At 67.3% G+C, this 21,618-nt stretch carries 19 protein-coding genes; 9 read left to right on the top strand and 10 right to left on the bottom strand.

The genetic code is table 11. The annotated features are described in order from the left end of the window. Positions 1-24: 24 nt before the first annotated feature. The 4 genes from J3367_RS13275 to J3367_RS13260 form a co-directional block, all read right to left on the bottom strand. On the bottom strand, positions 25-984 hold the full coding sequence (locus J3367_RS13275; RefSeq protein ID WP_024352145.1) for an ABC transporter substrate-binding protein: 960 nt from the start codon (positions 982-984) through the stop codon (positions 25-27). Positions 985-1,020: 36 nt separating this feature from the next. Then, on the bottom strand, positions 1,021-1,887 hold the full coding sequence (locus tag J3367_RS13270) for an ABC transporter permease (RefSeq protein WP_024352146.1): 867 nt from the start codon (positions 1,885-1,887) through the stop codon (positions 1,021-1,023). A gap of 9 nt (positions 1,888-1,896) precedes the next feature. Then, complete coding sequence (locus J3367_RS13265; RefSeq protein ID WP_024352147.1) at positions 1,897-2,670, bottom strand: ABC transporter ATP-binding protein; 774 nt, start codon at positions 2,668-2,670, stop codon at positions 1,897-1,899. Between the two features lie 355 nt (positions 2,671-3,025). Further along, the gene (locus J3367_RS13260) at positions 3,026-4,066 is read right to left on the bottom strand and encodes an SMP-30/gluconolactonase/LRE family protein (protein WP_421461337.1); all 1,041 of its coding nucleotides are present in this window, start codon (positions 4,064-4,066) and stop codon (positions 3,026-3,028) included. 261 nt (positions 4,067-4,327) lie between these two features. Between J3367_RS13260 and J3367_RS13255 the strand changes: the two genes are divergently transcribed. From J3367_RS13255 to J3367_RS13215, 9 genes are all read left to right on the top strand, one after another. Further along, on the top strand, positions 4,328-5,392 hold the full coding sequence (locus J3367_RS13255) for an ABC transporter ATP-binding protein (protein ID WP_024352149.1): 1,065 nt from the start codon (positions 4,328-4,330) through the stop codon (positions 5,390-5,392). 134 nt (positions 5,393-5,526) lie between these two features. After that, positions 5,527-6,843 carry an ABC transporter substrate-binding protein gene (locus J3367_RS13250; protein ID WP_024352150.1) on the top strand — a complete coding sequence of 439 codons (1,317 nt, stop codon included), beginning with the start codon at positions 5,527-5,529 and terminating at the stop codon, positions 6,841-6,843. Positions 6,844-6,965: 122 nt separating this feature from the next. Further along, complete coding sequence (locus tag J3367_RS13245; protein ID WP_024352151.1) at positions 6,966-7,898, top strand: carbohydrate ABC transporter permease; 933 nt, start codon at positions 6,966-6,968, stop codon at positions 7,896-7,898. Positions 7,899-7,929: 31 nt separating this feature from the next. Continuing rightward, a complete protein-coding gene (locus J3367_RS13240) occupies positions 7,930-8,832 on the top strand; it encodes a carbohydrate ABC transporter permease (RefSeq protein WP_024352152.1) in 903 nt (300 codons plus the stop codon). 150 nt (positions 8,833-8,982) lie between these two features. Further along, on the top strand, positions 8,983-11,100 hold the full coding sequence (locus tag J3367_RS13235; RefSeq protein WP_024352153.1) for a catalase: 2,118 nt from the start codon (positions 8,983-8,985) through the stop codon (positions 11,098-11,100). Between the two features lie 64 nt (positions 11,101-11,164). After that, positions 11,165-12,220: a glycosyltransferase gene (locus tag J3367_RS13230; protein ID WP_162142674.1), complete on the top strand. Its 1,056-nt coding sequence runs from the start codon at positions 11,165-11,167 to the stop codon at positions 12,218-12,220. Then, complete coding sequence (locus tag J3367_RS13225) at positions 12,210-13,295, top strand: acyl-CoA dehydrogenase family protein (protein ID WP_024352155.1); 1,086 nt, start codon at positions 12,210-12,212, stop codon at positions 13,293-13,295. Before J3367_RS13230 ends, J3367_RS13225 begins: the two co-directional genes overlap by 11 nt. Then, the gene (locus J3367_RS13220; protein ID WP_024352156.1) at positions 13,292-14,011 is read left to right on the top strand and encodes a PIG-L deacetylase family protein; all 720 of its coding nucleotides are present in this window, start codon (positions 13,292-13,294) and stop codon (positions 14,009-14,011) included. The genes J3367_RS13225 and J3367_RS13220 overlap by 4 nt, the downstream gene beginning before the upstream one ends. Further along, complete coding sequence (locus tag J3367_RS13215) at positions 13,995-14,570, top strand: class I SAM-dependent methyltransferase (protein ID WP_024352157.1); 576 nt, start codon at positions 13,995-13,997, stop codon at positions 14,568-14,570. The genes J3367_RS13220 and J3367_RS13215 overlap by 17 nt, the downstream gene beginning before the upstream one ends. A 34-nt stretch (positions 14,571-14,604) precedes the next feature. Here the strand turns inward: J3367_RS13215 and J3367_RS13210 are convergent, their stop codons facing one another. The 6 genes from J3367_RS13210 to J3367_RS13185 form a co-directional block, all read right to left on the bottom strand. Beyond that, entirely contained in the window at positions 14,605-15,363 is a 759-nt protein-coding gene (locus J3367_RS13210; protein ID WP_024352158.1) for an amino acid ABC transporter ATP-binding protein, read from the bottom strand. Next, complete coding sequence (locus tag J3367_RS13205) at positions 15,360-16,040, bottom strand: ABC transporter permease subunit (RefSeq protein WP_024352159.1); 681 nt, start codon at positions 16,038-16,040, stop codon at positions 15,360-15,362. The genes J3367_RS13210 and J3367_RS13205 overlap by 4 nt, the downstream gene beginning before the upstream one ends. Positions 16,041-16,169: 129 nt before the next feature. Beyond that, positions 16,170-16,931, bottom strand: coding sequence for an amino acid ABC transporter substrate-binding protein (locus J3367_RS13200; RefSeq protein WP_024352160.1), 762 nt, complete (start codon positions 16,929-16,931; stop codon positions 16,170-16,172). A 187-nt stretch (positions 16,932-17,118) separates the two neighbouring features. Continuing rightward, positions 17,119-18,498 (bottom strand): hypothetical protein, encoded by a 1,380-nt coding sequence (locus tag J3367_RS13195; protein WP_024352161.1) that lies wholly within the window; start codon positions 18,496-18,498, stop codon positions 17,119-17,121. Between the two features lie 146 nt (positions 18,499-18,644). Continuing rightward, a complete protein-coding gene (locus tag J3367_RS13190; RefSeq protein ID WP_024352162.1) occupies positions 18,645-20,558 on the bottom strand; it encodes a TRAP transporter permease in 1,914 nt (637 codons plus the stop codon). Between the two features lie 88 nt (positions 20,559-20,646). Beyond that, a complete protein-coding gene (locus J3367_RS13185; protein ID WP_024352163.1) occupies positions 20,647-21,606 on the bottom strand; it encodes a TAXI family TRAP transporter solute-binding subunit in 960 nt (319 codons plus the stop codon). Positions 21,607-21,618: the final 12 nt, after the last annotated feature.

Below are 21,618 nucleotides of genomic sequence, written 5' to 3'. Positions count from 1 at the left end.
CCGCGGCATCGATGATGCGCTCGCTCAGTCGACGATCGCCTTGTCGATGAACTGCCGGTCGATGAAATTGGCGAAGTCCGGCTGGGAGTCGAGATTGCCGAGGGCGATCTGGACGCCGAGGCTGGTGGTCATCGCCTCGTCGGTGATGTCGACGCTGGGAGCGTAGACGCCGTCGGTGATCATCCGCTTGACGGCGGCCTCGACCACCTTGGCGTCGAGGTTCGGGAACTCCTTCTGGGCGACCGCGACCGCATCTTCGGGCGAGGCCTGGATCATCGCCAGTGCCTTTTCGAGACCGTTGACGAAGCTCTGGGCCTTGTCGGTGTCGATATCGGTGCGGGTCATGATGGTGGAGAAGGCGTAGGGGCCGTATTCCTTCGGGAAGGAGACGATGACCTTCTTGCCCTCGGCGACCGCCTGGTCGACGCCGGGCTCATACATCACCGCCAGCGGCGCCTGGCCGCCGATGAAGGGGGCCGGCTCGGCGCCGATCTGCACCTGGGTGAGGGTGACGCTGTCCTCGGAGACGTCGTTCTCGCCGAGCATCTTGAGGAACAGCGACGTCGAGGTGGTCGGCATCATGCCGGCGACCACGGTCTGGTCGGTGAAGCTCTCGGGACCCTTGTAGTCGAAATCCTCGTCCGCGAGGATCCAGACGGCGGCACCGTTGACGACATTGGCGATGGTCTTGACCGGGGCGCCCTTCTCGAAGGCGATGGCGGTCCATTCGGGACCGTGCAGCGAGAAGTCGGCGCTGCCGGAAATGACCGAGTTGAGCGCCGTCGGGCCGGAGCCGGCGCTTTCCTTGATGACGGTCAGGCCCTCGGCCTCGAACATGCCCTTGTCCATGGCGACGTAGAGCGGCAGGTAGAGCAGCGACTGGAAGGCCTGGGAGATCGTCACCTCGGTCTTGTCCTGGGCCAGCGCCGGGCTGGCGAAGGCGGTGAGGGCGGCGGTGGCCGCGACGGCGAGAAACTTCTTCATTGTTGGTACCCCTGCTGGTGATGGGAGGCGCAAGCCTCAGGCTGCGACCTGTCGCGTGGACTGGTCCTGCTTCCACGGCAGCACGCGCCGCTCGATGAAATTGACGATGTGGTAGAGGGCGAAGCCCAGGATCATCAGCGAGAACAGCCCGACCCAGACGGTGTTCAGGTCGTAGAGATTCGACGCCGTGAAGACGAGGTGGCCGAGCCCGTGCTGGGAGGAGATGAACTCCCCGACGACGGCGCCGACGAGGGCGAAGCCGATATTGATGCGGAAGGTGGCGATCACCGCCGGCAGCGAGGATGGCACCACCGCCTTGAAGAAGATGCGGTGCTTGTCGGCGCCCATGGAGGTGAGCAGGCGCTGCAGATCCTTGTCGGAATCGCGGGCCGCCTGGTAGGCGGTGATCAGCGCCACGATGGCGGTCATGGCGACGACGAGTGCGATCTTCGAGGTGTAGCCGGTCCCGAACCACAGGATGATCAGCGGTGCTAGGGCGATCTTCGGCACGCTGTTGAGGGCGATGACGAAGGGCTCGACCAGTCGGGCGACACCGACCGAATACCACAGCGACAGGCCGAGAGACGTGCCGATGGTGGTGCCGAGGATGAAGCCGACGACCGCTTCCAGCGTGGTGTAGCCGGCATCGACGAAGAGCGAGCCGTCCATGATGAAGCGGGCGAAATTGACGAAGATTCCCGACGGCTGACCGAACAGGAAGCCGGACACGCCGCCGTAGCGCACGCCGAGTTCCCACAAGGCGAAGAAGCTCAGCACGGCGAGAAGCTGCAGTCCTGACCGGGCGATGCCGCCGCCCAGCCCGTCACTGGCGATCTGCCAGTCGATGCGGCGACGCGGCATGGCCCCGGTCGCGGCAGGATTGCGTGTGGTGGTGATGCTCATTCGGTGCCCTCAGTGCGTCTGGATGTCGAGCTCGTTGCAGAGCAGGTGGAAGTACTGGGCGAAGTGCGGATCGCTGCGCGACTCCACGGGGGAGTGGCTGGCGATGTCGATCTCGTGGATGGCCTTCACCTTGGACGGGCGCCCGGACAGGACGACGACGCGCTTGGACAGGGCGACGGCCTCGTCGACGTCGTGGGTGATCAGGATGACCGTCTTGCCGGATTTCTCGACCGCGTCGACGAGGACGCCTTCGAGATGCAGGCGGGTCTGGTAATCCAGCGCCGAAAAGGGCTCGTCGAGGAGCAGGATGTCCGGGTCCATGACCAGGGTGCGGATCAGCGCGACGCGCTGGCGCTGGCCGCCCGACAGGGTGCTCGGATAGGCGTTCTCGAAGCCGCTGAGACCGAAGGTGTTGAGGTAGTCGAGGGCCTTTTCGCGGGCTTCCTGCCGGTCGACATTGCGCATTTCCAGGCCCAGCAGGGCGTTCTGCAGGACTGTGCGCCAGGGAAAGAGAAGGTCCTTCTGCATCATGTAGCCGATGCGGCCGCGCAGGCCGTCCACCGGCTGGCCGCGATAGCGCATGACGCCGCCATCGGCCTCGAGCAGTCCGGCGATCATGTTGAAGATCGTCGTCTTGCCGCAGCCCGACGGGCCGATGATCGAGACGAAGTCCCGTTCGTAGATGTCGAAGGTCAGGTCGCGGACGACCGGGACCGTGCCACTGCGCGTGGCGAAGGTCTTGGCGAGGCCGCGGATTTCCAGTTGCGTCTGTCTGTCGCCCATATCGGCTCCTCATGCTGCATTGCGACAGACGCAGCATGGAGTGTGCCAGATGAGCGGGTTGGCCAGTCCGGACGGTGGTGCCCGACGCGCGGGTTCGTTCAAGTCGCTGGAATCACTGCGTCGCGGCCACCTGCATGGCTGCCCTGCACTTTCTGCAGGGCGGATTCTGCCGATTTTTTACCGCCCTCCGCCGCGGGATGCAGCCGAAGCGCGCGCAGAACATGCGCTTCATGGCTAAAATATATACACGACTTATGATTGCATCATTATAAGGCAGCGCAGAGTGGGCGCCAAGAATGCGCGGCCGGACGGGCGGCAGCTAAGGATCGCGCTGCCGCCGCGTATCTGTCGCCGATCAGGCGATATGGGCGCCCTGGGCGGCGGTGAAGATCGAATAGATCGACTGGCTCGCCGTCATCAGCAGCCGGTTCCGGTGCTCGCCGACGAAGGTGAGGTTGGCGCAGCCCTCCGGGGTCTTGATCTGGCCGATCTTGGTGCCGTCCGGTGCGTAGACATGCACGCCGTCCTGGCCTTCGCCGGCAAAGCCCGTCGCCGCCCAGACATTGCCGTCGACATCGGCGCGCAGACCGTCGTGGAAACCGCTTTCCAGCGTTGCGAATTCGCGCCGGCCGGTCAGCCGGCGGCCATTGTCCTCGACATTCCAGGCGATGATCAGGGCCGGCTCCGGATGATGCGTTGCAGCAGAATCGGCGACGTAGAGCGTGCGGTAGTCCGGCGAGAAGCACAGGCCGTTCGGCTTGAAGATCTCGTCGCTCAGCCGGGTCAGCGCGCCGCTCGACGCATCGATATGGTAGATGCTGGTCGGCAGTTCGAGCTCGCGCACGGTGCCTTCATAATACCAGTGGCTGCCATAGCCCGGATCGGTGAAGATGATGCCGCCGTCGTCCGGGTGGACCACCGCATCGTTCGGCGCGTTGAGCTGCTTGCCCTCGAAGGTCTCGGCCAGCACCTCGGCCGGGCCCTGGTGGCCGTAGCGCACGACGCGGGCGGTCGAGTGTTCGCAGCTGATCTGCCGGCCCTCGAAATCGAAGGTATTGCCGTTGGAATGGTTGGAATGGTGGCGCAGCGGCGTCACCGCCCCGGTGACCTCGTCCCAGCGCATCTGGCGATTGTTGGGAATGTCGCTGAAGACGGCGTAGCGGCCGACGCCGTTCCAGGCCGGCCCCTCGGCCCACAGGGCGCCGCTCCACTGGCGCTGCAGCGGCGTGTTGCCGATCATGTATTGCGAGAAGCGGGGATCGAGCACCTCCCAGGCGTCGTCGGGATAGCGGGATGGCTGCGGCGCGAGCGACTGCGCCCGTACGATATGCGGCATGGCGAGCGCGGCGCCGAGCGCCGCGCCGCCGGTGAGCAATGCGCGTCGATGAATGGTCATGGGTTCCTCCCCGTCGACCGGCATGCCGACCCTCCGGACGACCGTGTTGCTGTTGCGGGGAACGGCCGGCGCCGAAGCGTAACGCGAAGCGGCAGGCCGGGCCAGCGTAACGTATACGAAAAGCCCGCAATCGCGCTGTAACGGTCGCGGTTACCTTGCGGTGCAGCACAAGATTTCGGCGTCCGGCGCCCGCCAGCCATTGCGCAGGGGAGCCTGCGAATACAGTATACCGCCTGAAATTGCTGCGAGGGTGGGGCTTCAATGGCATCTGTGACATTTCGGGACGTGCGCAAGGCGTTTGGCCCGGTCGAAGTGCTGCACGGCGTATCCATTGATATCGAGGAAGGCCAGTTCGTCGTGCTGGTCGGTCCGTCCGGTTGCGGCAAGTCGACCCTCTTGCGGATGCTGGCCGGTCTAGAGCACATCACCTCCGGCGAGATCCTGATCGGCGACCGGGTGGTCAACGCGCTGCCGCCCAAGGATCGCGACATCGCGATGGTCTTCCAGAACTACGCGCTCTATCCGCACATCACGGTCGCCGAGAACATGGGTTTCTCGCTGATGCTGAAGAAGGCCTCCAAGGCGGAGATCGCCGAGCGGGTGCGGCCGGCGGCCGAGATCCTCGGCCTGACCAATCTGCTCGACCGCTATCCGCGGCAATTGTCGGGCGGCCAGCGCCAGCGTGTCGCCATGGGGCGGGCGATCGTGCGCGAGCCGCAGGTCTTCCTGTTCGACGAGCCGCTGTCCAATCTCGACGCCAAGCTGCGCGTCTCGATGCGCTCGGAGATGAAGAACCTGCACCAGCGGCTGCAGACGACCACGGTCTACGTCACCCACGACCAGATCGAGGCGATGACCATGGCCGACAAGATCGTCGTCATGCATGACGGCATCGTCGAGCAGGTGGGCAGCCCGCTGGAGCTCTACGACCGGCCGGACAATCTCTTCGTGGCCGGCTTCATCGGCTCGCCCGCCATGAACATGATGACCGGCGCCGTCGATCCGAACGACCGCGCGACCTTCGTCACCGGCCACGGGCACCGGCTGCCGATCGCGCGGCCGGGCAAGGCCGAGCCGGGCCGCGAGACGATCTATGGCGTCAGGCCGGAATCCTTCCGCCTCGGCGGCGACATTCCGCTGCGGGTCGAGGTTGTCGAGCCGACGGGCTCGGAGACCCACGTCATCGCCAAGCTGGGCGACAGCGACGTGATGTGCGTGTTCCGCGAGCGGATTTCGGCGGGGCCGGGCGACGAGCTGCCGGTCTCGATCGACGCGGAGGCGGTGCATCTGTTCGACGCGGCGACGGGCGCGCGCGTTTCGGCCTGAAGCCGGCAAGGCTTCGGGCGGCCGGTCGGGTTGGAGGACCCGGCCGGCAAGGGAGGACGGCCGTGACGGCAGCGGGAGCGCCGTCACTTCGGGGCACAGAATCGCACGCTCCCGCGCAAGTGGAGGAGATCACGATGACCATCAATCGCAGGACGCTTCTGGCCGGCACGGCCGGCCTCGCCGCCAGCGCGGCCTTCATCGGGCCGTTTGGCATGCGCGGGGCGCTGGCCCAGGCGGCCGCGCCGAAATTCAAGCCGGAGGAAGGCGCCTCGCTGCGGCTTCTGCGCTGGGTGCCCTTCGTCGCCGGCGAGGAGGAAGCCTGGAACGCCAACACCAAGGCCTTCACCGAGGCGACCGGCGTCGAGGTGCAGATCGACCAGGAAAGCTGGGAGGACGTGCGCCCGAAGGCCGCCGTGGCCGCCAATGTCGGCTCGGGCCCCGACATGGTGATGAGCTGGTTCGATGACCCGTTCCAGTATCCCGACAAGCTCGTCGACGTGACCGACCTTGCGACCTCGCTCGGCGAGCAGCATGGCGGCTGGTACGAGGGCCTGGAAGGCTATGCCAAGCAGGGCGACAAGTTCATCGCCGTGCCGCTCTGCGCCATCGGCAACGCCATCTGCTATCGCGACAGCCACATGAAGGCGGCGGGCTTCGAGGAATTCCCGTCAGACACGGCGGGCTTCCTGGAACTGTGCAAGGCGATGCAGGCCAACGGCACGCCGGCCGGATTCCCGCACGGCAAGGCGGTCGGCGACGGCAACAACTACGCTCACTGGCTGTTGTGGAGCCATGGCGGCAAGACCGTCGACGAGGCCGGCAAGCCGGCCATCGACAGCCCCGAGACCCGAGCGGCGATCGAATATGCCAAGGCGCTCTATGCCACCTTCATCCCCGGCACCGAGAGCTGGCTCGACATCAACAACAACCGCGCCTTCCTGGCCGGCCAGATCTCGCTGACGGCGAATGGCGTGTCGCTCTATTACGCGGCCACCAAGGACCCGGAGATGGCCGAGATCGCCGAGGACATCCGCACCACCACCATGCCGGTCGGCCCGGTCGGCCAGCCGGCGGAGCTGCACCAGACCTCGACGCTCAACATCTTCCAGCACACGAAGTACCCGGAAGCGGCCAAGGCCTATATCGAGTTCATGTTCCAGCCGGAGCAGATGAACGCCTGGATCGAGGGCGCCAGCGCCTATTGCTGCCAGTCGCTCAAGGCCTATGCCGACAATCCGGTGTGGACCTCGAACCCGATCCACGAGCCCTATTCCAAGGCCTCGGCCAGCCTGCGGCCGAACGGCTTTGCCGGGCCGCTCGGACCCTCGTCGGCCGCCGTCATGGCCGATTACGTGCTCGTCGACATGTTCGCCGAGGCGGTGACCGGCCAGCGCACCGCGGACGAGGCCATCGCCAACGCCGAGCGGCGCATCGCCCGCTACTACCGCTGAGGCGGCTGGCACCGGCCTGAACGGCCGGTGCCACAAGAGGCGGGCGCGCGGGCGTTGCTGCCCGGGCGCCTGTCGGCGGCGGCTTCGGCCGCGCGCCCTTTCGGCAACGGAGACGATCGACGATGTCCAGCATAGAGGCGACCGCCAGGCCCTCGGCATTCCGCCGGTTCGTGCAGAGCCGCGGCGGGCTCGGCCTGTTGTTCATGCTGCCGGCGGCGGCGTTTCTCTTGTGCTTCCTGACCTATCCGCTCGGCCTCGGCATCTGGCTGAGCTTCACCGACACGACCATCGGCCGGACCGGCATCTTCATCGGCCTAGAGAACTATGCCTGGCTGTTCGACGATCCGGTGTTCTGGCTGTCGGTCTACAACACCATGCTCTACACGACGGTCGCCTCGGTGCTGAAATTCGGGCTGGGCCTGTGGCTGGCGCTGATCCTCAACGAGCATCTGCCGTTCAAGAACTTCTTCCGCGCCATCATCCTGTTGCCCTGGGTCGTGCCGACCGTCCTGTCGGCGCTGGCCTTCTGGTGGATCTTCGACAGCCAGTTCTCGATCATCTCCTTCGTCCTGATGAAATGGGGCTGGATCGACGCGCCGATCAACTTCCTGGGCGATCCGACCAATGCGCGGGCCTCGGTGATCGCCGCCAATGTGTGGCGCGGCATTCCCTTCGTGGCGATCTCGCTGCTCGCCGGCCTGCAGACCATCCCGCAATCGCTGAACGAGGCGGCGGCGCTGGACGGCGCGACCTCGTGGCAGCGCTTCACCAAGATCACCCTGCCGCTGCTGACGCCGATCATCGCCGTGGTGATGACCTTCTCGGTGCTGTTCACCTTCACCGATTTCCAGCTGATCTACGTCCTGACCCGCGGCGGGCCGGTCAACGCGACCCATCTGATGGCGACGCTGTCGTTCCAGCGGGCGATCCCCGGCGGCCAACTTGGCGAGGGCGCGGCCATAGCGGTGGCAATGATCCCGTTCCTTCTCGCCGCGATCCTGTTCTCCTTCTTCGGACTGCAGCGGCGCAAATGGCAGCAGGGAGGCGGCGAATGAGGCGCGTTCAGATGCGGGGAGGAACGATCCGATGAGCAAGCAATCGGCGGCCGCCAAGGCGGCGAACGACCGGGCCGAAGCCTCCGGCCTCAGCCAGTTCGACACGCTGCCGCGGCGGATCCTGACGCTCTACCTGCCGCTGTTCGTCTTCGTCTTCGTCCTGCTGTTCCCGTTCTACTGGATGGTGATCACGGCGGTGAAGCCGGACAACCAGCTCACCGATTACCAGACCTACAGCCCGTTCTGGGTGGTCGGGCCGACGCTGGAGCACATCAAGTATCTCCTGTTCGAGACCTCCTATCCGGGCTGGCTGTGGAACACGATGGTGGTCGCCGTCTGCTCGACCTTCCTGGCGCTGGCCGCCTCGGTCTTCGCCGCCTATGCGATCGAGCGGATCCGCTTCACCGGGGCGCGGGTGACCGGCCTGATGATCTTCCTCGCCTATCTGGTGCCGCCGTCGATCCTGTTCATTCCGCTGGCCTTCATCGTCTTCCAGGTCGGTATCTTCGATTCCATGTTTGCCCTGATCCTGACCTATCCGACCTTCCTGATCCCGTTCTGCACGTGGCTGCTGATGGGCTATTTCCGCACCATTCCGTTCGAGCTGGAGGAATCGGCGCTGGTCGACGGGGCGACGCGCTGGCAGATCCTGACCAAGGTGGTGCTGCCGCTGGCCGTGCCGGGGCTGATCTCGGCCGGCATCTTCGCCTTCACCCTGTCCTGGAACGAGTTCATCTACGCGCTCACCTTCATCTCCTCCTCGGAGAACAAGACGGTGCCGGTCGGCGTCCTGACCGAACTCGTGCGCGGCGACATCTACGAATGGGGAGCGCTGATGTCCGGCGCGCTGCTGGGCTCGCTGCCGGTGGTTATCCTTTACTCCTTCTTCGTCGATTACTACGTCTCGTCGATGACCGGGGCCGTGAAGGAGTAGCGCGGCGATCCGGGAGGCTGATCAGCGGCAGGCGGCGCACCGATGCGCGCGCCGGTATGGTCGCGGCTGCCAAATTTTCCGACATCCGCGCGCATCCTTTAGGGGGCTACGAGTCTTATCCGAGTGAACATCCCTTCACCCGGAGCAGACATGACTCAGCAATCGAACGCGGATAAGCCGCTGAACGCCGGTACGACGCAGGACTATCGCGGCGAGGGCGGCGAGCTGCACCAGGTCGCCGGCGGCGACGTTCCCCAGATGACGACCCAGGGCGGCGCCCCGATCGGCGACGACCAGAACACCCTGAAGGTCGGTCCGCGCGGCCCGACGCTGGTCGAGGACCAGGCGTTCCGCGAGAAGATCTTCCATTTCGACCACGAGCGCATTCCCGAGCGCGTCGTCCATGCGCGCGGCTTCGGCGTCCATGGCGTCTTCGAGACCTATGAATCCCTGTCCGACATCACCCGGGCGGACATGTTCCAGCGCGCCGGCGAACAGACCGAGATGTTCGTCCGCTTCTCGACCGTGGCCGGCAACAAGGGCTCGGCCGATCTTGCCCGCGACGTGCGCGGCTTTGCCTGCCGCTTCTACACCAAGGAAGGCAACTGGGACCTCGTCGGCAACAACATCCCGGTGTTCTTTATCCAGGACGCCATCAAGTTCCCCGACCTGATCCATGCCGCCAAGCAGGAGCCGGATCGTGGCTTCCCGCAGGCCCAGACGGCGCATGACAATTTCTGGGACTTCATGTCGCTGACGCCGGAAGCCATGCACATGGCGATGTGGATCATGTCCGACCGCACCATCCCGCGGTCCTTCCGCTTCATGGAAGGCTTCGGCGTCCACACCTTCCGGATGATCAACGCCGAGGGCAAGTCGACCTACGTCAAGTTCCACTGGAAGCCCAAGCAGGGCCTGCAGTCGGTCGTGTGGAACGAGGCGCTGAAGTTGAACGGCGCCGATCCGGACTTCCATCGCCGCGACCTGTGGGACGCGATCCAGATGGGCGACTATCCGGAGTGGGAGCTCGGCCTGCAGATCTTCGACGACGAGTTCGCCGACCGCTTCGACTTCGACATCCTCGACGCTACCAAGATCATCCCCGAGGAAGAAGTGCCGATCCGCGTCGTCGGCAAGATGACGCTGAACCGCGTCGTCGACAATTTCTTCCAGGAGACCGAGCAGGTGGCGTTCCAGACCGGCAACATCGTGCCGGGCATCGACTTCACCAACGACCCGCTGCTGCAGGGTCGCAACTTCTCCTATCTGGACACCCAGCTGAAGCGTCTCGGCGGACCGAACTTCACCCATATCCCGGTGAATGCGCCGCGCACCGAGGTCCGGCACTTCCAGCAGGACGGCCACATGTCGATGCGCAACCCGAAGGGGCGCGCCAATTACGAGCCGAACTCCTGGGGCGGTGCGGCCGGTGGCCCGCGCGAGGCACCGCGGGGCATATATCAGAGCTTCCCCGCCGAGGAAGCCGGCCAGAAGCGCCGCATCCGCTCGGAGACCTTCGCCGACCATTACAGCCAGGCACGGCAGTTCTACCTGTCGCAGACCCAGACCGAGCAGCAGCACATCGCTGACGCCTTCGCCTTCGAGCTGTCCAAGGTCGAGACGGTGGCGATCCGCGCGCGCATCGTCTCGCATCTCCTCAATGTCGACGAGGATCTGGCCAAGACGGTCGCCAAGAGCCTGCGGCTGAAGGAGATGCCGGCCCCGGCCGAGGCCGCCATGCCGACGCGCATGGATCTGAAGACCTCGCCGAAGCTGTCGATCATCCTCAACGGTCCGGAGAGCTTCAAGGGCCGCAAGGTCGGCGTGCTGGTCACCGACGGTGTCGATGCCGCGCTGCTGTCCGGCCTGAAATCCGCCATCGAGGCGGAAGGCGCGATGATGGAAATCGTCGCCCCGATGGTCGGCGGCGTCGAGGCCAGCGACGGCAGCTGGATCGAGGCCAAGCAGAAGGTCGATGGCGGTCCGTCGCTGCTCTACGACGCGGTGGCGGTGCTCGCGTCCGCGGATGGCGCGTCTACCCTGACCAAGGAGGCGACGGCCCGCGACTTCGTCACCGACGCCTTTGCCCATTGCAAGTTCATCGCCTATTCGGCCGAGGCGATGCCGCTGTTCGAGAAGGCTGGCGTCGCCGGTGATCTCGACGAGGGCTGCGTGAAACTCGCCAGTGCCGAGGACGCGAAAGGCTTCATCGTCCAGTGTCGCAAGCTGCGCCACTGGCAGCGCGAACCGAACGTCAATGCGGTCTGACGGTTCGACCATTCGACGGGGCGCCCTGCGCGCCCCGTCAGGCGGCCTTGATTATCGGCCGATCGTGGCGGTCCCCGCCCGCAACGAGGAGGAGCGCCTGCCGGCGCTTCTCCGCGCGCTTGCCGAACAGTCCTGGCTTGCCGGCACCGGCCGGCAGCTCGACGTCGTCATCGTTCTCAACAACACCGACGACCGGTCGCGCGCGGCAGCGGAGGCGGCGGCGGCCGGCACCATGCTGCGGCTGCATCTGGTGGAATGCCTGTTTCCGGCGCCCTTCGCCCATGTCGGTGCGGCGCGTCGGCTGGGCATGGACCTCGCCTGCACCCTGTCGCCGGATACCGGCCGCACGATCCTGCTGACCACCGATGCCGACGCGGTGCCGGCACCCGACTGGATCGCGGCCAACCTGGCGGCGATCGAACGCGGTGCCGATCTGGTCGGCGGGCTGATCATCGGCGACCGGCGCGAAGAGGCCTTGCTCGGGCCGGCCTTTACGTCGCGCGCCAGGAATTACCTTCTCTATGCGGAATTGTGCGACCGGCTCGCCTGCCACGTCGATCCGCTGGCTCACGATCCCTGGCCGCGCCATCGCGACCATACCGGGGCGAGCTTGGCCGTACGCGCCAGCGTCTATGAGGCGGTCGCCGGCCTGCCGGCGGCGTCCTTCCGCGAGGATCTCGCCTTCGTGGCCCGCGTCCGGCAGGCCGGCTTCAGGCTGCGCCACGACCCGGCGGTGCGGGTCGAGGTCTCGGCGCGCACCCATGGCCGGGCGGCCGGCGGCATGGCCGATACGCTGGCGCAATGGGTGGCCGAGGCCGAAGCCGGGCGACCGCATCTGGTGGAGGCCCCGCAGCGCGTTCTGGCGCGGGCGATCCGCCGCAGCTTGCTGCGCGACGCGGCCCATGTCGAACCGGACGGGCTCGCGGCCATCGCGACGCGGCTCGGGCTGAAGCCCGCAGAGCTCCATGATGGCGACGGCCGGGTCCTGCCGCCGCACCTCCTGGTCGAGCGCCATGCGCCGGACGAGCCCGATGCCCCCGGCACGGTGCCGGTGCTGGATGCGATTGCGGAATTGAGAGCGTTGATCGGCGAGGATGAGGCGAGGGAACATGCTGCATAAGCTCCGGCCACAGGACGAGGCGGCGTCGCTGCGACGCGCATTGGTGGCACTGCCGCGCAGCTACGAGACGGAGGCCGAGTTCCCCCATGCGGGTTTCGCGCTGCTGTCGGGCTCGTCGCTGGCCGCTGATCCGCCGCTGGAACCCGCCGCCATCGGCGATCTCCTGCATCTCCTGGCCGAGGTGGGGCGCGGCGATCTGGGTGTCGGCCGGATCTATGAGGGGCACGTCAACGCGCTGTTGCTGATCCGTGCCTATGGCAGCGAGGCCCAGAATGCAGCGGTCCGCAATGCAGCGACTGAGGGCGCATGGCTGGGTGTCTGGAACACCGACGCGCCGGGCAAGCCGCTGACCGAGACTGACGGTGTTCTTGTCGGCGCCAAGAACTTCGCCTCCGGTGTCGATGGGCTGACCCGCGCGATCGTGACGGTGCCGGACGAGGCGGGCCGGAAGATGCTGCTGATGCCGTTGGCCGATGCGCCGGTCGACCGGTCGTGGTGGGACCCGATGGGCATGCGCGGCTCCGGCAGCCATGTCGTCGATTTCACCGGACTGAAGATCGAGGCCGGGCATCGTCTCGGTCAGCCGGGCGACTATACGCGCGAGCCTTGGTTCAGCGGCGGGGCGATCCGCTTTGCCGCGGTGCAGACCGGCGGCCTGCACGCCGTCTTCGACGTGGCGCGGGATCATCTGCTGCGCACCGACCGGGCCGGCGATCCCTATCAGGCACAGCGGCTCGCCCGCATGGGCCTGCATGTCGATGCCGCCCATGGTTGGCTGGCGCGCGGCGCAGAGGCCTGGAGCGCGGCCGCGGCCGACCCGGAGGATGCCGCAAAGGCGAGGCGCCTCGTCGCGACGGCAAACGCCGTGCGCTCGGCCGTCGAGACCGCGGCACTGGCGGTGCTGGAAGAGGCTGAGCGGGCCGTGGGCGCCGCCGGCTTCAACCGGCCGCATCCGCTGGAGCGCCTCGTCCGCGACCTGCGCACCTATCTGCGCCAGCCCAATCCCGATGGCGCTCTGCGCAATCTGGGCGATGCGATCGCCGCCGGCGACTGGCTGCCGGGAGAGGGCGCATGAGCGAGGCGCGCGATCCGCGCACTTTGACCGCCCGCAGCATCCTCATTGTCGCGCCCCATGCCGACGACGAGTCGCTTGGATGCGGCGGGCTGGCGACCATCCTCGCCAGGGACGGCCGCCAGTTCCATACGCTGTTCGTCACCGATGGCGGGGCGTCGCATCGCAATTCGGCGACATGGCCGCGGGCGGCGCTGGCCGCCAAGCGTCACCGCGAGGCCGAGGACGCGCTCGCCATTCTCGGCCTCGGCACCATGCCGCGCAGCTTTCTCGGCCTGCCCGATGCCGATCTGCCGCCGGACGGCTCGCCCGGCTGGGACGCGGCCCGCGCCCGGGTCGTCGAGATCCTCGCCGACGCCGCGCCCGATCTGGTGCTCTTGCCCTGGCGGCGCGATCCGCATTCCGACCATCGCGCGGCCTGGCATCTGGTCACACAGGCGCTGGAACAGGCGGGCCTGGCGCCTGCGCGGATGGAATATGCGATCTGGCTCGACGAACTCGGGGCGCCGGAGGATCATCCGCGTCCCGGGGAAATGCACCGGGTCTTCTTCGACATCGCCGATGTCGTCGAGATCAAGCGGGCGGCGGTGGCCGCGCATCTATCCCAGACCACGGCGCTGATCGACGATGACCCGGACGGGTTCATGCTCGACGGGGCCACCATTGCCCGGCTGACGGGCCCGATCGAAAGTTACTGGCAGGATGGCGAAGCCGATTGATCTGGACGGGTTCGAGGCGATGTTCGCCGCCGATCCCGATCCCTGGGGCTATGCCGCCTCGCCCTTCGAACAGTTCAAGCGCCGCATCCTGATGGAAGCGGTGGGCACGCGGATCTATGGCCGCGGGCTGGAACTGGCCTGCGCCAATGGCGAGAACAGCGCTGTGCTGGGCCGCAAATGCCTGCGGCTCCTGGCGCTGGACGGCTCGCCGACGGCGCTGGCCATCGCGCGAGATCGCAACCGGGCGACACCGCGCATCCGTTTCGCCGAGGCCGTGCTACCGGGCGGGATGCCTCGTGGGCCGTTCGACCTGATCGTCGTGTCGGAACTGCTCTATTATCTCGCGCCGAACGATCTGCAGGTGATGCTCGCCCGCTTGCGGGCGGCCGTCGCGCCCGGCGGGCGGATCGTGTTCCTCCACCATTTCCTTGATTTCGACGATGCGGCGACGCCGCCGGCGCTGGTCGGCGAGGCCGTCGAACGCGCCTTCGCGGCGGGCTTTGGCGTCGGCTACCGCGCCCGGACCGGCCGCTTCGTCGCTGTCGCCTTCGACCGCTGAGGCGGGTCCGGCGGGGAGCGTGTGCGGCGGGCGGTCAGTGTCCGCCGGCGGCGCCCAGCAGCGTGCCGACGAAACGGGTCGTCCTTGGATCGGTGGGCGTGCGGAAGATCGTCTCCGGCGGTCCCTCCTCGACGATCTGGCCGCCGTCGAGAAAGGCGACATGATCGGCGATCTGGGCAGCCAGCCGCAGATCGTGGGTCGCCATCAGCATCGTCATGCCCTCCTCGGCGAGGGTCCGCAGCACCTCGACGACCTCGATGGCGAGTTCCGGATCGAGGGCCGAGGTCGGCTCGTCGCACAGAAGCAGCGTCGGCGAAGCGGCGATGGCCCGCGCGATGGCCACGCGCTGCTGCTGGCCGCCCGACAGCGTCGCCGGCCAGGCATCGGCCTTGTGGGCCATGCCGACCTTTTCCAGAAGCGTCATTGCATGGCTTCGCGCCTTGGCGGCCGGCCATTTCCAGACGGTGGTGAGCCCTTCGGTCACATTGTCGGCGACCGAGCGATGCGGAAACAGCTGGAAGTTCTGGAACACCATGCCGGTCCTGCGGCGCAGCGCCAGGATCTCGGCCTGCGACGGGCGCTGGCCCGGCGCGAAGGCAACCCTCGCATCGCCGATCTCCAGCGTGCCGGCCTCGGGCATTTCCAGAAGGTTGGCAGTGCGCAGCAGCGTGCTCTTGCCGCTGCCGGACGGGCCGATCAGGGCGGTGACGCGGCCCTCGGCGATATTCAGATCGACGCCGTCGAGGACGGTGTTCTCGCCGAAACTCTTGGCGATGCCGGACAGGCGGATCATGCGCCGGACTCCAGATAGCCGCCCTGGCGCCCGAAGCGCGCCTCCAGCCGGCTCTGCAGGGCGGAGAGGACCGAGGACAGGACGAGATAGAGCAGCGCCGCCTCGACATAGAGGATGAGCGGCTCGTAGGTCGTGGCGACGATGCGCTGGGCCTGCTGGAACAGCTCCGGCACGGTGATCGCCGCGGCCAGCGAGGTGTCCTTGACCAGCGAAATGAAAGAATTCGACAACGGCGGCACGGCGACACGTATCGCCTGCGGCACGATGGTACGTTTCATCGCCTGGTTCCGGGTCATGCCGATCGCATAGGCGGCTTCCCACTGGCCCTTGTTGATGGAGGACAGGGCCGCGCGGATGATCTCCGACGTATAGGCACCGACGCTGAGGGTGAAGCCGATCAGCGCCGCCGGAAAGGCGTCGATCAGGATGCCGACGCTGGGCAGGCCGTAGAAGATGACGAAGAGCTGGACCAGCAGCGGCGTGCCGCGGATGAACCAGACATAGAAGCGGGCGATGGCGGCCAGCGGCTTCGGCCCGAACAGCCGCACGACGGCGGTCATGAAGCCGAGCGACAGGCCGAAGGCGAAGGAGAGGATCGCCAGCGGCACGGTGAAGACGAGACCCGCCCGGACCAGCGGCCAGAGCGAGTCGAGCATCAATTGCAGGGTGGGGGGCAAGGGACGGTCCGATCCTGTCGCAGCAAGCGGGCGCGGGTAACCCGGTTCCGGTGCTCGGCCGGAACCTCACCCTTCGGCGACGATGTAGGGCAGCGGCAGCGGCGGGCATCCCGCCGCCGCCGTCGAAGATCAGCGCGAGACGTCGGCGCCGAAATATTTCTGCGAGATGGTCTCGTAGGTGCCGTCGGCGCGGATCGCATCGAGCGCCTTGTCGATCTCGGCGACGAGCTCGGGATTGCCCTTCTGGACGACCACGCCGGAAGCGGCGGCCTCGGCTTCCGAGGCGACGATCTTCACCGGCGCGTCGGGCTTCTGCTTCTTGAAGTCGAGATAGGAAAGGTTGTCGTTGATCGTCGCGTCGGCGCGGCCGGTGAGGACGAGCTGGATCGACTGGTCGAAGCCTTCCGTGCCGACGAGGCTGGCGCCGGCTTCCTCGGCGATGCGGCCGTAATTGGAGGTCAGCGACTGGGCCGCCCGCTTGCCGTCGAGATCGGCGAAGCTGGCGATGTCCTCATTGTCGTCCTTCACGATGAGGACCGCCTTGGAGACGATGTAGGGCTTGGAGAAGTCGAAGCGGGCCTGCCGCTCCTCGGTGATGCCGACCTGGTTGATCACCGCGTCGTAGCGGTCGGAGGCGAGGCCGGCGATCAGGCCGTCCCACTTGCCCTCGACGAACTCGACCTCGACGCCGAGCCGCTCGGCGATCTCGCGGCCGATCTCGACATCGAAGCCAACGAGGGCGCCGGAGGCATCGTGATAGGTGAAGGGGGCATAGGTGCCCTCCGTGCCGATCCGCAGGGTGCCGGCGGACTTGATGTCCTCGAGGCTGCCGGCATGGGCGGCGGTGCCGAGGAGAAGGGCGGCGGTGAGCGTTGCGAGCGTGAGCTTCATGGGGTCATTCCTGGATTGGGAGGCGCCTGTCGCGCATTGACCGGAAACTCGGTATTCGCGGGGCTTCCATCAAGGAATGGATTGGCGCGGGGACGCCGGATCGGAGTTGGTTCTTCCCATCTTCGCCATTCGGCGCGCGCGGAGCATGGAAGCGGACGACCGGTCGCGGTCGCCCGCTCTTGCGACGTCAGCGGTTGGCGAAAAAGACGTCGTCCTGCTCGCTGCGCAGCCGGTGCAGCGTGCTCGCCGTGTCGAAGGCGACGGCGTCGCAGGTGACGATCTCGCCGGCCGCGACCGGGGCGCGCAGGGTGCGCCCGTCCATCAGGTAATAGGGCGCGGGCGCGCCGGCCCCGAGCGGCCGGGCCGGCATCAGCAGGTGATCCAGCGGCTCCATCTGGTGGCGCGCGCCGATGGCCAGCGTCTCGCCCGCGGTGAGATCGCGCCGGGCGCGGGCGACGAGGTCGTAGCGGGGCCTGACCTCGGTGCCGCCGGTCGAGCTGCCGAGCCGGGCCGCCGACAGCACCGACATCGGCGCCTCGACGCCGAGAAGATGCACCGGGTTATGGATTAGGAGATGGCGGCCGTCAGGGCTCGCCGGAATGCCCTTGCCCGCGAGGAGCCGCCCGGTTGCCGCATCGGGCGCCTCGACGATGACGAAGACGCCGCCGGCAAAGCTGAGCTCGTCCGGCCGGCGCAGGCAGTTGAACATGTCCACGACGCCGGCGCGGCCGAGAAGGCCACCGGCGGCGCGGGGCCGCATGAGATGCGGCAGTTCCACCGTGCGGGCGATGGGCGCGTGCAGTTCCGGCACGTCCGGATCAAGATCGGTGTGATTGGCGACGATGCCCATCTCGCAGAGATCGGGCACGGTGGTGCGGGCGAATTCCGCCAGTTCGCGGGGTGGGATCGCGGCGGTCGGATCGCCGGTCGCGAAGAGATCGCGAAAATGCGGCGCCGCAACCGATCGTCCCCAGGCGGTGACGGTGTCGTCGGCCGGGTTCCAGACGAAGTCGGATTCGCTGGCCTTGCCGGCGGCGACGATCTTCAGGCCGAGGAGCCGTGCCCAGCCGATCAGGCCGATCAGCAGGCTCGGCTGGTCGCCATCCACCGGCGTGTGGACCACGCCGGCCGAGGCGGCGCGCCGGGCGAGGATCGGACCGACGACGATCTCGGCTTCCTTGGTGGCGATGACGCTGTGGCGGCCATTGTCGATGGCGGCGGCGGCCGTTGCGGCAGCGCCTTCGGGATGGCCGGTCGCCTCCACCACCACGTCGAGCGGCAGCGCGGCCAGAAGCAGCGCATCGTCGACGACCGCCGTCCGGCCGGCTTCGATGGCCGCCAGCGCGGCGGCGCGCGTGTCGCACAGCGTGATGGCCTCCGCCGCGACGCCCGCCGCCAGCAGCGAGCGGCGGGCGCGGTCCATGTCGCGGTCGCAGATCGCCGGGACGACGAGCCCCGGAATATGCCGCGACTGCGCCACGAAGGTCGCGCCGAACTCGCCGGCACCGACCAGCCCGGCCCGGATTTCGCGCGCCTCGCTCCGCGCGAAAACTGCATGCAGGTTCATGGATCCCCTCCCGAAATAGATTCCCCCGCGGCCCGTCTAGGCTAGATTGTCGCAGGGCGGAAGGGTCCGGCCGCGAGACCCGGCCGGTCGCAAGCTGGCATGCCAGGCGCTGAACGACGCCCGGCGAGGCTGGCGCCGCGCCGCCGTCAGCCGGCCGCGATCCTGTTGCGGCGCGCGATGGCCGTCGGGGCAGCGGCGACGACGAGCAGGGCAAGGCCGGCCATGTCGATCCAGATGTTGGTCGGGAACATCAAGAGGCCGCCGGCAACGAGGAAGATCCCACGGCGCAGCGGTGTGACCACGCCGCCGACCGGCTCGGTGCCCTGAAGCGCGATGGCGAAGAGCACGCAGCCAAGGGCGTAGAGCGCCGTCGTGTAGGCGATGTCGAGCGGCGTGCCTTCAAGGAGCAGCTGCGGGACATAGACGAAGCTGAACGGCATCAGCACCAGCGTGGCGCCGAATTTGAGGGCCGCGAAGCCGGTCTTCATTGGCGGCGCGTCGGCGATGGCGGCACCGGCGAAGGCGGCGACGCAGACCGGCGGCGTGATGTTGGAGAGGCACGCTGCGTAGAACACTGCCAGATGCGCGGCCACCACAGGCACGCCGAGATTGATCAAAGCGGGCGCAGCGACCACCGACAGGATGATGTAGGAGCCGGTGGTGCTCGACCCCATGCCGATGATGATCGAGACGACCGTCACGAGGCAGAGCGCGACGAAGAGATTGCCGCCGGAAAAGTCGATCAGGACGGCGGAGAATTTCAGCCCGAGACCGGCCAGGACGATGCCGCCGATGATGATGCCGAGCGTGCCGATGGCCGCACCCGCCGCCGCGTTGCTGCGGGCGCCGCCGACCATGGCCTGTGCGATGGCGGTCGGTCCCATGCGGGTGTCGCGGCGCAGCCAGGACAGGGCGGCGGCCGAGACGGTGCCCCAGAAGGCGCAGAAATCGGCCGAATAGCCGGAGAACAGCAGGCCGATCACGGCGATCAGCGGCACGAAGAACTGCCAGCCCTTGGCCAGCACCGAGCGCAGGCTGGGGATTTCTTCCGCCGGCAGGCCCTTCAGGTCGAGGCGGACGGCTTCCAGATCGACCATCGACAGGAGGAAGATGAAGAACACCACGGCCGGGATGACGTTCATCAGGGCGATGGTCAGGTAGCTGGTCTCGGTGAGGGTCGCGAGGATGAAGACGCCGGCGCCCATGACCGGCGGCATGAACTGGCCGCCGGTGGAGGAGATCGCCTCGATGGCGCCGGCATCATGGTTGCGGAAGCCGGTGCGCTTCATCAGCGGAATGGTGAAGGCGCCTGTGGTCACGACATTTGCGACGGAGGAGCCGGAGATGGAGCCGAACAGCGCGGAGGTCATGACCGCGATCTTGGCCGGGCCACCGCGCCAGCGGCCGGCCAGCGCCGTGCCGAGATCCATGAAGAAGGCGCCGGCGCCCGAGCGCTCGAGAAAGGCGCCGAAGATCATGAAGGGGAAGACGAAGGTGGCGAAGGTCGCGGTGACGACGCCGAACAGCGCTTCCTGGGTGGAATAGGTGAATTCCAGGATGCGCTCGACCGACATGCCGGGATTGGCCAGGCGACCGGGCAGATATTCGCCGAAATAGAGTTGGCCGAGAAAGACGATGGCGATGATCGAGATGATCGGGCCGAGCGCCCGGCGGCTGGTCTCCAGCATAACCCCGATGGCGATGGCGCCCATCACCAGATCGGCGGTGTTGGGCGAGGAGACGCGGAACATCGCGTAGCTGACATACTGGTCGATCCAGTACCAGACGCTGGCGACGGTGGCGGCGACGAGAACGAGGTCGACGATGCTCGGGCGGTGGGACGGCGAGCCGGCGCGTGCCGGATAGAGCAGGAACACCAGCACCGAGGTCAGCATCAGATAGATGCCGCGATTGGTCTGGGTCGAGACGAGGCCGAAGCCGGAGGTGTAGAGGTAGAAGCCGGTGAAGCCCAGCGCCACCAGATTGAAGGCGAGGGCGTAGAAACCGGTCAGGGACCGGCGTGCGCCATCGACGCGCAACAGCCAGGATGCGTCCACCATCGTCTCGTCTTTTCGTGGTTGAAAGGCCCCCGCCTTCCGGTCAGCCGGAAAACGGGGGCGTCAGCAATGCGTTGACTGTGGCGGGTGGCTACTTCGCCGCGCCGCTCTCGGCGTAATAGGCGGCGGCGCCGGGATGCATCGGGGCGCCGAGCGCCTCGAAGTTCTCGACGTCGGGCTTCATCTGGGCCCAGGCCTTGTGGCCGTTGGCCAGCGCGTCCTGCCGGTCATAGGCCGAGGCCACCATCCGCTTGACCACGTCTTCCGGCACGCTCTCATGGGCGACCCAGTAGACGGTGGTATAGGGCATGTCGGTCGCCGGAACGCCCTTGTAGGTCGTCTCCGGCATCGTGCCCGTATGGTAGAAGGGATAGGTCTCGCTGATCTTGGCGAGCTGGTCCTCCTCGTAGGGCAGCACCACCACGTTGCGCGTCTCGGCCAGCTCGGTGACGGCCGCGGCCGGCGAGGAGGACTGGCAGAAGGCGTCGATCTGGCCGTTGCCCAGCGCACGGCCGGCGTCGGCGAAGGTCATCATCTGCGGCTCGACCTGATCGAGGATGCCGAGCGCCGTCAGGATGTTGGAGCAGTTGAAGACCGTGCCCGATCCCGGCGGTCCGAGCGCCACCTTCTTGCCGGCGAGATCGGCGATCGACGACAGGCCGCTGTCGGCGAGGGTGACGAAATAGGTCGGTCCCTCATAGGCCATGGCGACGCCCCGCAGCATGTCGCCCTTCTCTCCGTCCTTGAACGGGCCGGTCGGCTCCTGCGCCATGAAGACGTGGCTGCCATAGACGATGCCCATGTCGAGCTCACCCTTGATCAGCCGCTTGGCGTTCTCGGTGGAGCCGCCGGTGGTCACCTGGGTGATGTTGACGTCCGGCAGGTCCTTGCCGAGCTCGGTGCCGGCGACGCCGACCATGTAGTACATGACGCCGCCCGGATTGGAGCCGCCCCAGGCGATGCTGGTCTGGTCCTGCGCCACGGCGCCGGTTGCGAGCGATGCGGCGGCGAGCCCTGCCGCGAGCGTGCAGGCGATTGTCCTGAGTGTCATCCTGTCTTCCTC

The sequence above is a fragment of the Aurantimonas sp. NFXS3 genome (assembly GCF_049132005.1).
Classification (GTDB): domain Bacteria; phylum Pseudomonadota; class Alphaproteobacteria; order Rhizobiales; family Rhizobiaceae; genus Aurantimonas; species Aurantimonas coralicida.
The sequence above is the reverse complement of the archived record's forward strand: the minus strand, read 5'-3'. Positions and strand labels throughout refer to the sequence as shown.

Coding starts and splice junctions, on each gene's coding strand:
- J3367_RS13250 (WP_024352150.1), top strand. CDS start 5,527: ATGACCATCAATCGCAGGACGCTTCTGGCCGGCACGGCCGGCCTCGCC.
- J3367_RS13200 (WP_024352160.1), bottom strand. CDS start 16,931: ATGAAGCTCACGCTCGCAACGCTCACCGCCGCCCTTCTCCTCGGCACC.
- J3367_RS13195 (WP_024352161.1), bottom strand. CDS start 18,498: ATGAACCTGCATGCAGTTTTCGCGCGGAGCGAGGCGCGCGAAATCCGG.
- J3367_RS13260 (WP_421461337.1), bottom strand. CDS start 4,066: ATGACCATTCATCGACGCGCATTGCTCACCGGCGGCGCGGCGCTCGGC.
- J3367_RS13270 (WP_024352146.1), bottom strand. CDS start 1,887: ATGAGCATCACCACCACACGCAATCCTGCCGCGACCGGGGCCATGCCG.
- J3367_RS13265 (WP_024352147.1), bottom strand. CDS start 2,670: ATGGGCGACAGACAGACGCAACTGGAAATCCGCGGCCTCGCCAAGACC.
- J3367_RS13255 (WP_024352149.1), top strand. CDS start 4,328: ATGGCATCTGTGACATTTCGGGACGTGCGCAAGGCGTTTGGCCCGGTC.
- J3367_RS13220 (WP_024352156.1), top strand. CDS start 13,292: ATGAGCGAGGCGCGCGATCCGCGCACTTTGACCGCCCGCAGCATCCTC.
- J3367_RS13215 (WP_024352157.1), top strand. CDS start 13,995: ATGGCGAAGCCGATTGATCTGGACGGGTTCGAGGCGATGTTCGCCGCC.
- J3367_RS13190 (WP_024352162.1), bottom strand. CDS start 20,558: ATGGTGGACGCATCCTGGCTGTTGCGCGTCGATGGCGCACGCCGGTCC.
- J3367_RS13245 (WP_024352151.1), top strand. CDS start 6,966: ATGTCCAGCATAGAGGCGACCGCCAGGCCCTCGGCATTCCGCCGGTTC.
- J3367_RS13210 (WP_024352158.1), bottom strand. CDS start 15,363: ATGATCCGCCTGTCCGGCATCGCCAAGAGTTTCGGCGAGAACACCGTC.
- J3367_RS13185 (WP_024352163.1), bottom strand. CDS start 21,606: ATGACACTCAGGACAATCGCCTGCACGCTCGCGGCAGGGCTCGCCGCC.
- J3367_RS13235 (WP_024352153.1), top strand. CDS start 8,983: ATGACTCAGCAATCGAACGCGGATAAGCCGCTGAACGCCGGTACGACG.
- J3367_RS13225 (WP_024352155.1), top strand. CDS start 12,210: ATGCTGCATAAGCTCCGGCCACAGGACGAGGCGGCGTCGCTGCGACGC.
- J3367_RS13240 (WP_024352152.1), top strand. CDS start 7,930: ATGAGCAAGCAATCGGCGGCCGCCAAGGCGGCGAACGACCGGGCCGAA.
- J3367_RS13275 (WP_024352145.1), bottom strand. CDS start 984: ATGAAGAAGTTTCTCGCCGTCGCGGCCACCGCCGCCCTCACCGCCTTC.